Source organism: Rhizobium sp. Rhizsp42 (assembly GCF_047304155.1).
Lineage (GTDB): Bacteria > Pseudomonadota > Alphaproteobacteria > Rhizobiales > Rhizobiaceae > Rhizobium.
Genome location: NZ_JBGLYS010000018.1, coordinates 1 through 12,172, shown reverse-complemented (window position 1 = coordinate 12,172; position 12,172 = coordinate 1). Strand labels below are relative to the sequence as shown.

General features: G+C 60.6%; 13 protein-coding genes and 1 pseudogene. 2 read left to right on the top strand and 12 right to left on the bottom strand.

All coding sequences use genetic code 11. The features are described from left to right. Positions 1 to 13 precede the first annotated feature (13 nt). From ACCD05_RS17830 to ACCD05_RS17790, 9 genes are all read right to left on the bottom strand, one after another. Entirely contained in the window at positions 14 to 178 is a 165-nt protein-coding gene (locus ACCD05_RS17830) for a DUF1328 domain-containing protein (protein WP_018901089.1), read from the bottom strand. 90 nt (positions 179 to 268) lie between these two features. Continuing rightward, positions 269 to 433: a hypothetical protein gene (locus tag ACCD05_RS17825; protein WP_181459267.1), complete on the bottom strand. Its 165-nt coding sequence runs from the start codon at positions 431 to 433 to the stop codon at positions 269 to 271. A gap of 139 nt (positions 434 to 572) precedes the next feature. After that, positions 573 to 755, bottom strand: coding sequence for a hypothetical protein (locus ACCD05_RS17820; RefSeq protein WP_047509080.1), 183 nt, complete (start codon positions 753 to 755; stop codon positions 573 to 575). 160 nt (positions 756 to 915) lie between these two features. After that, the gene (locus tag ACCD05_RS17815; protein WP_018901087.1) at positions 916 to 1,665 is read right to left on the bottom strand and encodes an ABC transporter ATP-binding protein; all 750 of its coding nucleotides are present in this window, start codon (positions 1,663 to 1,665) and stop codon (positions 916 to 918) included. Next, positions 1,662 to 2,495 (bottom strand): ABC transporter ATP-binding protein, encoded by an 834-nt coding sequence (locus ACCD05_RS17810; RefSeq protein WP_112942644.1) that lies wholly within the window; start codon positions 2,493 to 2,495, stop codon positions 1,662 to 1,664. Before ACCD05_RS17810 ends, ACCD05_RS17815 begins: the two co-directional genes overlap by 4 nt. Next, positions 2,492 to 3,439 carry an ABC transporter permease gene (locus tag ACCD05_RS17805; RefSeq protein ID WP_413394315.1) on the bottom strand — a complete coding sequence of 316 codons (948 nt, stop codon included), beginning with the start codon at positions 3,437 to 3,439 and terminating at the stop codon, positions 2,492 to 2,494. The genes ACCD05_RS17810 and ACCD05_RS17805 overlap by 4 nt, the downstream gene beginning before the upstream one ends. Then, the gene (locus tag ACCD05_RS17800; protein ID WP_018901084.1) at positions 3,436 to 4,503 is read right to left on the bottom strand and encodes an ABC transporter permease; all 1,068 of its coding nucleotides are present in this window, start codon (positions 4,501 to 4,503) and stop codon (positions 3,436 to 3,438) included. Before ACCD05_RS17800 ends, ACCD05_RS17805 begins: the two co-directional genes overlap by 4 nt. Positions 4,504 to 4,521: 18 nt before the next feature. After that, positions 4,522 to 6,165, bottom strand: a complete 1,644-nt coding sequence (locus ACCD05_RS17795) for an ABC transporter substrate-binding protein (protein ID WP_413394313.1) — start codon at positions 6,163 to 6,165, stop codon at positions 4,522 to 4,524. 51 nt (positions 6,166 to 6,216) lie between these two features. Continuing rightward, complete coding sequence (locus ACCD05_RS17790; protein ID WP_413394311.1) at positions 6,217 to 7,275, bottom strand: dipeptidase; 1,059 nt, start codon at positions 7,273 to 7,275, stop codon at positions 6,217 to 6,219. Positions 7,276 to 7,534: 259 nt separating this feature from the next. Here ACCD05_RS17790 and ACCD05_RS17785 point away from each other — a divergent pair, with 259 nt between their 5' ends. After that, positions 7,535 to 8,044: a DUF1993 domain-containing protein gene (locus ACCD05_RS17785; protein ID WP_413394309.1), complete on the top strand. Its 510-nt coding sequence runs from the start codon at positions 7,535 to 7,537 to the stop codon at positions 8,042 to 8,044. Positions 8,045 to 8,051: 7 nt separating this feature from the next. On the opposite strand, the gene ACCD05_RS17780 is transcribed toward ACCD05_RS17785, so the two are convergent. Together ACCD05_RS17780 and galE are read right to left on the bottom strand one after the other, a co-directional pair. Then, on the bottom strand, positions 8,052 to 9,572 hold the full coding sequence (locus ACCD05_RS17780) for an alkaline phosphatase family protein (RefSeq protein ID WP_413394307.1): 1,521 nt from the start codon (positions 9,570 to 9,572) through the stop codon (positions 8,052 to 8,054). Between the two features lie 12 nt (positions 9,573 to 9,584). After that, entirely contained in the window at positions 9,585 to 10,568 is a 984-nt protein-coding gene (gene galE, locus ACCD05_RS17775; RefSeq protein ID WP_413394305.1) for a UDP-glucose 4-epimerase GalE, read from the bottom strand. 344 nt (positions 10,569 to 10,912) lie between these two features. On the opposite strand from galE, the gene ACCD05_RS17770 reads away from it, so the two are divergent. Then, on the top strand, positions 10,913 to 11,695 hold the full coding sequence (locus ACCD05_RS17770) for a class I SAM-dependent methyltransferase (protein ID WP_413394303.1): 783 nt from the start codon (positions 10,913 to 10,915) through the stop codon (positions 11,693 to 11,695). 175 nt (positions 11,696 to 11,870) lie between these two features. Here the strand turns inward: ACCD05_RS17770 and ACCD05_RS17765 are convergent. Next, positions 11,871 to 12,172: pseudogene (locus ACCD05_RS17765) on the bottom strand (CDP-alcohol phosphatidyltransferase family protein); the annotation flags it as partial.

The window sequence follows — 12,172 nt, the reverse complement described above, 5'->3', positions numbered from 1 at the left end:
GATTATGCTGGATTTAGACGCGGCGCATGAGCCGCGCGACAAGCGATACAACAAACAGCACCAGGAATATGAAGAACAGTACCTGGGCAATCGATGCTGACGCGCCTGCGATGCCGCCGAACCCCAGAACGCCGGCGATCAGGGCCACAACAAGAAATACGAGTGCGTAGTAAAGCATTGCCATCTCCATTTAGTCGTTGCTGACCAGATAACGATGGTGTGCCTTTTTGGTTCCGTGCGTAGTGAAAAAGGGTTTGTTTTCGGTGCTCTAACCGATAACGCCGCAGACTACAGCTGCGAGAAAGGTGAACGCGGCCACGACCAGCGCCGCATTGGCTGCCAGATGCAAACGACCACGCGTCGTTGCAGGCTTCTTGGAGCGTGCGGAACGATAGTGGTCCGCGTGAGTATGCGACATACCCAAGTTTGCCATGTGTTGCCTCCGCCTGTTTTCAGCTCTTATTGAGAGCTCAGTTTCTTATATAGTCTATCTGAATGGTAGAGATAAAATTCCACCAGATGTCGCTTGCTGAGAAAATCCGTCTTGCCTTGGACGGTCTAAAAGGGACGGTCTAACAGATGGTGTGCCAGGCCCAGATCAGGGAGCGCTCTACCGCTGTATCCTTGTAGGAGCTCTTCTTCTTCGCAACGATCTTTCGATCCCGCTTTGCCGTCTTGAACAGCGGAGCTGTCCGCTTGGCAGCCTTGGCTGGAGGTGCGAAGTAACCCATGGTCATGCCGCCGAGAAAGAACATCTTTATCTCCATGATCACGAAAGCTAACAGCCGTTAACGCAATCATGACAGAAGAAAGGCAGCTGTCAATAGTCTAGTCGATTGGTCGTGTTTTAACGGACCGTTATTCTTAACGGTCCGCCGATTGTTAAAAATTTCAATTACTTGAAAAGATTGGGCTTCAGACTTTCACGAAGCCCTTGCTCGCGACCATCAAACTTTTCGTGTAGTCCTCGTGAACCTCGGCCTTAGCGAGCTGATCGGCCGTCAGACGTTCGACCACGGTGCCACCGCGCATCACGGCGAGGTTTTCGCACATGTGGGTGATGACGCCGAGATCGTGGCTGACCATGACGAAGGTCAATTTCCGATCGCGCCTGACCTGCTCCAGGAGGTTCAGCACCTCGGCCTGCACGGAGGCGTCCAGCGCCGACGTCGGCTCGTCGAGAAGCAGGATAGATGGCTCGACGATCAGGGCGCGGGCAATGGCCACGCGCTGGCGTTGACCGCCGGAGAGCTGATGCGGATAACGGAAACGGAAGCCGTTGCCGAGGCCGACTTCATCGAGCGCGCGGGCGATGCGTGTGTCGCTGTCCGAGATGCCATGGATCGCTAGCGGCTCAAGGAGCAGCCTGTCGATCGTCTGGCGCGGATGGAGCGAACCGTAGGGGTCCTGGAACACCATCTGGACCTTGCGGTAGAAGGCCTTGCTGCGCTTGGAACCCGAGAGCTGCTCGCCGTGGATCTTGATCGTGCCGTTCTTGACAGGAGCAAGGCCCGCGACGGCGCGTAGCAGCGTGGATTTTCCCGAGCCGGATTCACCGACGAGACCGAAGGACTGGCCTTCGGCGATCTCGACGCTGACATCCTTCAGCGCGTGGAAATGGTCGTAGATGACGGTAACATTGTCGACGGAAAGGGCTGCTGTCATGCGGCCCACTCCGGCTTGCGGTCCAGCACCGGCAAAGGATGCCTGTTTTCGCCGATCTGGGGCATGCAGTTCAAAAGTCCTTGCGTATAGGGATGCTGAGCGTTCTTGAGCTCGGAGGCCTTGAGCTCCTCGACGACCTTGCCGGCATACATGACGATGACGCGGTCGCAGAAAGAAGAGACGAGGCGCAGGTCGTGGGATACGAAGATCAGGCCCATGCCGCGCTCGGACACCAGACGGTCCATGATCCTGAGCACGTCGAGCTGCACGGTCACGTCGAGCGCCGAGGTCGGCTCGTCGGCAATCAGCAGTTCGGGGTCGGCGATCAGCATCATGGCGATCATGGCGCGCTGGCCCATGCCACCCGATACTTCATGCGGATAGAGATTGAAGACGCGCTGCGGCTCGCGAATCTGCACGGCTTCCAGCATGGCGATCGCGCGGTCGCGTGCTTCGCCCTTGCCGATCTTCTCGTGCGTTCTCAGCGTCTCGCAGATCTGCTTGCCTATCGTCATGACCGGATCGAGCGAATATTTCGGATCCTGCAGTACCATGGCGATGCGCTTGCCGCGTAGTTGCCGGCGCTCCTTGGCCGAAGCCGAGAGAAGGTCGATGCCGTTGAAGTCGAGCGTATCGGCCGTGACGATGCCATGAGGCGGCGTCAGGCCCATGATGGCCCGGCCGGTCTGCGACTTGCCGGAGCCGGATTCGCCGACGATGCCCAGGCGTTCCTTGCCGAGCGTGAAGGAAACGCCGCGCACGGCCTCGATGACGCCGGTGCGCGTGGGGTAGCTGACCTTTAGGTTCTTGACGGTGAGCAGCGTACTCATTGGCCGCTCTCCTTCGGGTCCAGCGCATCGCGCAGGCCGTCTCCAAGCAGGTTGAAGCCGAGGCTCACGACGAGGATGGCGATCCCCGGCATGGCGGCAACCCACCACTGGTCGAGGATGAAGCGGCGGCCCGAGGCGATCATCGCGCCCCACTCCGGCAGCGGCGGCTGGGCGCCGAGGCCGAGGAAGCCAAGGCCGGCCGCCGTCAGGATGATGCCCGCCATGTCGAGCGTGACGCGCACGATCAGCGAGGAGATGCAGAGCGGCATGACATGGCGCACGACGATGCGCAGCGGCGATGCGCCCATGAGGCGGACGGCCGAGATGTAATCGGAGCGCCGTACCGTCAGGGTCTCGGCGCGCGCGATACGGGCGTATGGCGGCCAGGAGGTGATGGCGATGGCGATGATGGCGTTCTGGATGCCCGGGCCGAGTGCTGCGACGAAGGCCAGCGCCAGGACGAGCTTCGGGAAGGCGAGGAAGATATCGGTGATGCGCATCAGGATGGCATCGACCCAGCCGCCGGCATAGCCGGACACGGTGCCGACCAGAAGGCCGATCGGCGCGGAGATGATGGCGACGAGAACGACGACCATCAGCGTCAGGCGGGAACCGTAGATCAGGCGCGAATAGATATCGCGCCCCTGATCGTCGGTGCCGAGAAGATAGCCCTCGGCGCCCGGCGGCAGAAGGCGGGCGTTGCGGAGATCGCCGACGACGGGCGAGTGCGTGGCCAGCACATCGGCAAAGGCGGCCATCACGAGTAGCGCGATGATGATGAAGAGACCCACGACCGCCAGGCGGTTGGCGGTAAACTGCCGCCAGGTGACGTAGGCGCGGCCGAGGCGGGCCTGGGTGCGCGACTGCGGACGGTCGGAGAGCAGCCACTCGCGGCGGGTCATCGGTCTGGCGTTGGTTGCGGTGTTGTTTGCTTGCATGCTCATCGGGTTCGGGTCCTGGGATCGAGGGTCCGATAAAGAAGATCAGACAAGAGGTTGATGCCGATGAAGACGGTGCCGATGACGATCGTGCCGCCAAGCACGGCGTTCATGTCGGCATTCTGCAGCGAATTGGTGATGTAGAGGCCGATGCCGGGCCAGGAGAAGACCGTCTCGGTCAGGACCGAACCTTCCAGCAGTCCGGCATAGGACAGCGCGATGACGGTGACCAGCGGCACCGCGGCATTGCGCAACGCGTGGCCCCAGATCACCCGGGTTTCCGACAGGCCCTTGGCGCGCGCGGCAACCACATATTCCTGGCTGAGTTCGTTCAGCATGAAGCTTCGGGTCATACGGCTGATATAGGCGAGCGAGAAATAGCCGAGGAGCGACGCGGGCAGGATGATGTGGCGGAAGACGTCGTAGAAGACATCCCACTGCCCCTGCATGGCGCTGTCGAGCAGATAGAAGCCGGTGACCGGCGTGAAACTGTATTCGAAAACGATGTCGATGCGGCCGGGGAAGGCGACCCAGCGCAGCTTGGCGTAGAAGATCACCAGCGAGATCAGCGACAGCCAGAAGATCGGCACGGAATAGCCGATCAGGCCGATGACGCGCACGATCTGGTCGGCGAAGCTGCCGCGCTTGACGGCGGCGAGCACGCCGAGCGGCACGCCGATCACCGAGCCGATGATGGTGCCGAGCGTGGCGAGTTCGATCGTTGCCGGGAAAACGCGCTTGATATCGACCATGACGGGATTGGTCGTCAGCACCGAGGTGCCGAAATCGCCGGCCAGGATCCCTTTGAGGTAGATATAGAACTGCTGGTAGAGCGGCAGGTCGAAGCCCATTTCGCGCCGCACGCGTTCAACCACGTGGGCGGGCGCGCGGTCGCCGAGAATGGCGAGCACCGGATCGATGGGCACGACGCGGCCGATGAAGAAAGTCACGGCCAGAAGGCCGAGATAGGTGGTGACGGCGGCGACCAGAAAACGGCCCACAGCCTTCGCAAAAGGAAGAGCACGGCCGGGTTTCGGCCGTGCTTCCGTCTTTGTTTCGACGATGCTCAATCTATCAATCCTGCCGGATCATTCCTTGCCGATCATGCCGACATAGTTGGTGTCGAAGCTCGGGCCGAGTTTGAAGTTCGTTACGCCCTTGCGGTAGCCCGCGACTTCGGTCTGCTGGAAGATGAAGACGAACGGGCTGTTGGCCAGATACTTCTTCTGAATGTCCTGATACATCGCCGCGCGCTTGTCGTTATCGCGTTCGAGCAGGGCAGCCTTGGCTTCCTTGTCCAGCTCAGGCGCTTCAAACGTGTTTCGCCAAGCGAGCGTCTTCACGGTACCGGCGTCGGAGTTATCCGGGTTGCTGGTGAAGGTGTCGGCGTTGGAGTTCGGGTCGAAGTAGTCGGAGCCCCACTGGCCGATGTAGATGTCGTGCGTGCGGGCGCGGAACTTGGTCAGCGTCTGCTTGCCGTCACCCGGGATGATTTCCATCTTGATGCCAGCCTGGGCGACCGACTGCTGGATGGATTCGGCAATACCCGTTACCGGCTGCGTGTTGCGCACGTCGATGGTGACCGAGAAGCCGTCCTTCAGGCCTGCCTTGGCGAGCAGTTCCTTGGCCTTGGCGACGTCGAACTTGTAGGGGTTCTCGTCAAGCGCGCCGAGCTGGCCTTTCGGCAGGAAGGTCTGGTGGATTTCGCCGATGCCCTTGATCAGGGTGGCGCCAATCGCGTCGTAATCGACCAGGTACTTGAAGGCTTCCTGGACTTCCGGCTTCTTCAGGTTCTCGTTCTTGGAGTTGAGGCTGATGAAGTAGACGGTGCCCTTCGGCGCGCTTTCGCTGGCGAGGTCTGCGTTCTTGGCGACGGCGTCGAGGTCGCCGGGCTCCAGGTTGCGGGCGATGTCGATGTCACCAGCCTCAAGCGCCAGGCGCTGCGCAGAGCTTTCCTTCATGAAGCGATAGATGACGCGGGCGAGCTTGGCCTTCTCGCCGTAGTAGTTGTCGTTGCGCTCGAGCACGACCACTTCGTTGGCGCGCCATTCGCGCAGCTTGAAGGCGCCGGAGCCGGCATAGCCGGTCTTCAGCCACTCATTGCCGAAGTCGTTGTCGTACTTATAGTCGGCCGACGGGGTGACCGACTTAACGTGATCGAGAACCAGCTTCTTGTCGACGACGGAAGCAACTGTTGCCGTGAGGCAGTTCAGGACGAAGCTCGGCGCGTAGGGCTTGTCGACCGTGAAGGTGAAGGTGTTCTCGTCGGTCGCCTTGGCTTTTTCGGTGACGTTGTCACCGGTAATGCCGAATTGGGTGATGATGAAGGCGGGGCTCTTGTCGAGCTTGACGGCGCGCTCGAAGGACCATGCAACGTCTTCGGCGGTGATCGGGTTGCCGGAGGCGAACTTCATGCCGGGCTTCAGCTTGAACGTATAGGTCAGGCCGTCATCCGAAACGGTCCAGCTCTCGGCGAGATCGCCCTTGACCTTGGACGTGTCTGCCATGTCGAGGCGCACGAGCAGACTGTAGGTGTTGCTGGTCATCTCGGCGGTCGAGAGCTCGAAGGCTTCGCCCGGATCCATGGTGATGATGTCGTCGATAGCGAAGCCCTCGACGAGGGTATCCTTCGGGGTCTCGGCGAAGGCGGCGGGCGCGGCCATCATCAGGATGGAAAGAGCGGCGCCGGCGGAAAGCGCACGGAAGCTGCGGTTCAATCTGGTCATCATCATAATTTTCGTCCCCTGTTCATTCTTGAATTCAATCAAAGCACGTCAGCAGTCTCAGGCAGCCTCTTCTCCCCATGCCGAAGACAGAATCCGAAGCCAGTTTTCGCTGGCCATTTTCTTCAAATCCTCGCCACCATATCCAGCACGCTGAAGCGCATCAATCAGCTTCTGGTTGCCCGAGGCATCGCCGATTTCATCCGGTATGGTTGCGCCGTCGAAGTCCGATCCGAGCGCCACGCAGTCGATGCCGATGCGCTCGACGAGGTAGTCGATATGGCGAACCATGTCGCTGAGCGGCGTGTCGCCGTCCGAGCGGGCGTCTTCGCGCAGCATGGCGGTTGCATAGTTGAGGCCAACGAGGCCGCGGCTTTCCTTGATCGCGTCGAGCTGCCTGTCCGTCAGGTTGCGCGCGACGGGCGTCAGCGAATGGACGTTCGAGTGGCTGGCGACGAGCGGCTGATCCGTCGTCTTCGCCACATCCCAGAAGCCCTTTTCGGTGATGTGGGCGAGATCGATCATGATGCCCAGGCGGTTGCACTCGCGAACCAATTCGAAGCCGGCATCGGTCAGGCCAAGGCCGGTATCCGGCGACATCGGGAAGGCAAACGGAACGCCGTGGCCGAAGATGTTGTGCCGGCTCCAGACCGGGCCGAGCGAGCGCAGGCCCGCGGCGTAGAAGACTTCCAGCGCGGACAGATCCGACCCGATCGCTTCGCAGCCTTCCATATGCATGACAGCGGCGAAGACGCCGTCTTCGATGGATTTGCGGATGTCCTTGACGGTGCGGCACAGGCGCCAGGCGCCGGCGCGATCGAGGCGGAGGGCAATCGCGGCCATTTCATTGGCGATCCGCAGCGATGGCAACGGATCGAGAGGCGCTGCGAGCGGGGTGACGTAGTGGCCGTCCTTGTCGGGATCGGCGAAGACCAGATCGCCGGACGGGACATAGATGGCGCAAAGACCGCCGGCCAGTCCGCCTGCCTTGGCGCGCGGCGCGTCGATATGGCCGGTGTCCGTTCCGTTCGCAAACTCGGCGACGGGGTCGCCACCCTCCCGCTCATGCGTCCAAAGGCGGAGAAGAACGTCGTTGTGGCCGTCGAATACGAATTGCATGTCAGTTCCTGTAAGCCCTGATCCCGTGAACCAGGGCGAGCGATGCGAAGCGCGCAGAATAGAAAAGCTGGTAAAATAAGCCACCTCTTTTTTGGGATTATTTTGGTGCAACAACCCACGGTTAGGCGCGCTACGACGGCTTGGCCGCGACGCCTTAAAAACATCGAGAATGCAGCGCGGGCCGATGAAAATGATATGTGGCCCGACTATATGATATCGCGGAAACGGTGGCCGGTCGTCGGCCCCGGTGGAGAGCGCAATGTCTATTTCAATCTATCGCCTGACAGTGCCTGTATTTCAGCGCGGCCTGACAACGTTGGCCAACTATCTCGACAAGGCGGAGGCCTTCGCCAGCGAGAAGGGCATCGATCCCGTGGAACTCGTCGCGACGAGGCTGGCGCCGGATATGCTGCCGTTTTCCGGCCAGTACCAGCGGGCAACCGATAGCGCCAAGCTTGCCATTGCACGGCTAACGGGTACGGACGCGCCGAAATTCGAGGACAACGAGACGACGATCGCCGAGCTCAGGGCGCGTGTCGCGAAAACGGAAGCCTATCTTGCGACCGTTTCGCCGGATACGCTCGATGGTGCCGAAACCCGTGAGGTGGTCATTTCCCCCGGCGGCCACAGAACGGTTTTCCGCAGCGACGACTACGTCTTGAGCTTCGCGCTGCCGAACTTCTATTTCCACATCTCGATGGTGCACGCGATCCTGCGCAACAAGGGTGCGCAGGTCGGCAAGCTCGATTATCTCGGACGTTTTTCCTGACTGATATTCAGGGCCGGTGTCGAACCGGCCCTTTCTCTGTCAGCTCGGTGTAGGCCAGGGTCTGTTCGAGGTGGCGGGCGCGCAGCGACAGCAGTTTTTCCGCGTAGGCGAGCCGTGTCGAGGAGTGCGCCGGGTCGGCCGCGATATTTCGCAGCTCCATCGGGTCGTTTCTGAGATCGAAGAGCAACGGTGCCAGGCCAGCGAAGTGCACGTATTTGAAATTCTCGTCCCTGATAACGGCGAGATTGCATGCGTTCGATCGCAGGCCGAAATTCCGCTCGGCATGCTGATGGGCGATGTCGCGGAAATCGAACTCCCAGAAGGCCGCATCTCGCCAGTTCGCGATACCCTTTCCCTCTGTGAAGGGTAGCAACGACTGCCCGTCCAGGCCGTTTTCCGGCTCGACGTCCAGGCGCTCGCAAAGCGTCGGAAAAATATCGGCGGCACTGGTGAAGTTCTCGACCGTTTCGCCGCGAGTGCCCGATCGCGGATCGCGGATGACCAACGGGATGTGATAGCTCCCGTCAAAGAAGCCGCCCTTGCCGAAGGTCCAGTGATCGCCGGCCATCTCCGCATGATCTGACGTGAAGACGATGACCGTGTTTTCCCAGGCGCCGGCATCCTTGAGCGCGGCCCAGATCCGGCCCAGCTGCGCGTCCACCTCGGCGATCATTCCATAATAGATGGCGCGAATGGCTGCGATGTCCCCGGCATTCCAGTCATCGACCGGGCCGGTCGCGCCGTGGATGAAGCTGCCTTTGTCGTTTCGCGGCATCGCGTAGGCGAGATAGGGATGGGACGCTTCCTCGCTCTGCCGATCGGCCGCGCGGGAAAAGGCCGACCCATTCTCAGGTGAGAACATGTCGTTGTAGGGCGCCGGCGCGGAAAAGGGCGGATGCGGGCGCAGGAAGGAGATGTGCGCGAACCACGGACCATCCTGTTCGCCCAGCCAGCGAATGAACTCACCGGTTAGGAAGGCCGTCTGCGTCTCGTCTTTGGAATAGGCAGTCGGCGCGTTGGAGATTTCGCCGGGGCGGGCGCCCAAGGGGATATGAATGTCGCGGCTCGTCGCCTCCGTATGCCCGCGCGAACGAAGCCAGGATAGCCACTGTCTCTCATGTTCCGGCAGCAGTTGCCGCGCGGTAAAGCCGGGTAGCAGGCCTTCATACGTCGTCAGATGCGGGTCGTTGGCATCGACGCCGCGCGGGTCGGGCGCCGTATCCGTGTATCCGAACAAGGTCGGCTCGTAGCCGGCACGCCGGGCTGCCAGCGCCAGATTATCGAACCTGCCATCGAGGGGCGAGCCGTTGCGGCAAACCCGGTGGTTCATCTGGTAGAGGCCGGTATAGAGCGTGGCGCGCGCAGGCGAACATGGCGCGGCACCAGCGAAATGACGGGCAAACAGCGTGCCTTCGGCCGCCAGCGCATCGACATTCGGCGTCCTGACGCAGGCATGATTGCGTGCCGAGAGGCAATCACCGCGCCACTGGTCCGCGGTGATCAGCAGAATGTTCGGTTTGCCCGTCATCGATCTGGCCAATCAGTGATGGTTGGATTTCGAATGCCAGTTCCAGGCCGAGCGGATGATCTGTGATAGATCATGCTGCGGCACCCAGCCGAGCACTTCGCGTGCCTTGTCGTTGTTGGCGACCAGCGTATGCGAATCGCCTTCGCGGCGGCCGACATATTCGACGGGGAATGGCTTGGCGGAGACGTCTTCGATCGCGCCGAGCAGTTCCTTGACCGTCGTGCCGGTGCCGGTGCCGAGATTAAGCGCGACCGATTCACCGCCGCGCAGCAGATGCTCGACAGCACGGACATGCGCATCGGCAAGATCTAGCACGTGGATATAGTCACGTACGCAGGTGCCGTCGCGGGTCTCGTAATCGCTGCCGAACACCTTGAAACCGTCGCGCCTTCCGAGTGCGGCATCGATCGCGAGCGGGATGGCGTGGGTTTCCGGCTGATGCCACTCGCCGATCCGGCCTTCGAAATCGGCGCCGGCGGCGTTGAAGTAACGCAGCACGACCGAGCGGAAGCCGGTGTACTTGTCGTAGTCGGCAAGCGCCTGCTCGACGATGTATTTCGTCTGGCCGTAGGGGTTGATCGGCACCTGGCGGTGGGTTTCATCCAGCGGCACGCTCTGCGGCAGACCGTAGGTCGCGCAGGTGGAGGAGAAAACGAAGGCCTTGATGCCCGCTGCCTGAGCCGCTGCCAGCAAGGTCAGCGTGCCGATGACGTTGTTTTCGTAGAAGGCGGCAGGATCCTTGACGGATTCACCGACCTCGATCAGGGCCGCGAAGTGCAGGATGGCTGCGGGCTTGTGCTTGGCCAGAACCTCGTCAAGGCGCGCGCGATCCCTTATATCGCCTTCTTCGGCCGGACCCCATTTGACGAACTCACGGTGCCCGTTGGAGAAGTTGTCGTAAACGACGGGCTTGAAGCCCTTGTTGGCGAGATCGAGACATGTGTGGGAGCCGATATAGCCTGCACCACCAACGACCAGAACTGTTTCACCTGCCATGCACCACCTTCTGTGATTTGGAATCGGACAACACTAGAGTTAGGCCAACGACATGGCGATAAAAAGAACGAAGTGCGCTACGTGTCGCTTGAGCTGCATCTTATGGCCAACGCGATTACCGATTTTCGTTAGCCGAGATCGAGGACCGGTCGAATGAGGATTATTCGCCTGCGATGCATGATCAAGGCGTGCCCGCCCGACAATATCATTGGAATTACTGGTAGTGATAGAAAATCTTTCTACCTATGATACTGCCTTATTTTAGCTTTCATGCATGGTCTATGCTTTGTATCTTGTTATGTCTGTTTCACTAGACTTCAAAGATATCTGGAAAAACATCGCGCATGGATGCAGCTATTCGTAAGTTCATCTTTCATGATCTTCAAACGATCGAGGGTTACATCGATCCCCCGGATGCGCTGGTGTTCCTGGCGATCCTCCAGCATCAGGCTCTCGCCGGTTTTGAAGGGGCGATTGCGGAGATCGGCGTCTATTACGGGCGATCGTATTTCCTCTTTCGGCGCATTTGCGGTGACGAGCAGCGAATCGTTGCCATCGATCTTTTCGATCTCGACAGTGCAACGAAGGGCAGCGCGCAATATCTGCAATTTGTCGAAAACGGCCGCCGTCTTGGCCTTCCCGTGATGGAGGAGTTGGTGATCAGGGGCGATAGCACGCTTCTGAAGCCTGCTGATATCTTCGCGAAGGTGGGATCTGTCCGGTTCTTCAGCATCGATGGCGGGCACATGCTGCATCACGTGATGTCCGACACGCATCTGGCAGCGGACACGCTGACCGATCATGGCATCATCGCCTTTGACGACACGTTCAACCCGACATGGCCGGAGGTGACGGTTGGCGTCGCCGACTTCCTGCGCGAGCAGCAGGGCGAGTTCGCGGTCTTCTGTATTACCAAATACAAGACCTATGTCTGCCGCCGGGCGTTTCACGCGGAGTATTCCAGGGCGATCGCTGCCTCTCCCGATCTCGCGGCTTTCGAACATGTCGAAACCCAGTTCCTCGGCTCCAAGGCAGCGCGGCTTGAAAATCCGATGCGCCGACGTCTCGTGCACCAGCTTCTGGTGCGCAGCGGCATGCGCGTGTTTTCAGAACGAGCCTATCGATAGCCGGCTTTGCGGGCGGCGAGTGATAGAAGAGAAAAATGCCTCGCCGAAGCGAGGCTAGTTCAAGGCCGCTTCGGGGAAAACAGAAGCGACGGAGCTGTTTTATTGTCGCCCTAGCTTTCCACAAGCGCAGTTTGACGGATTTTGGTACGCGCGGCGAAATGGCGCGGAATGAATGTCAGGACCGGCTGCCGCCACTTTTTAAGCTTGCGACAAGCCGGCGGCCGCGACGAAAAGCGGTGAATGCGGCGCCGACCGCGATCAGCCATAGCGCGGCAATCAGCACTTCGTTCGTGCCGCCCCAGAGCGGCTGAAACACCGAGAGGATTGCGGCGCCCGTTATCGTTGCCATGCGGTGCTGTTTGGCCATGGGGCCGGAGAAATCGCTCGGCTGGCCGGTGGCGCGGCCGAGTTCGCGGACATAGGCGGTGAGCACCGCAAAAGCCGCCGCCGCCCAGCCGAGCCCCGGCGCCCCGATGC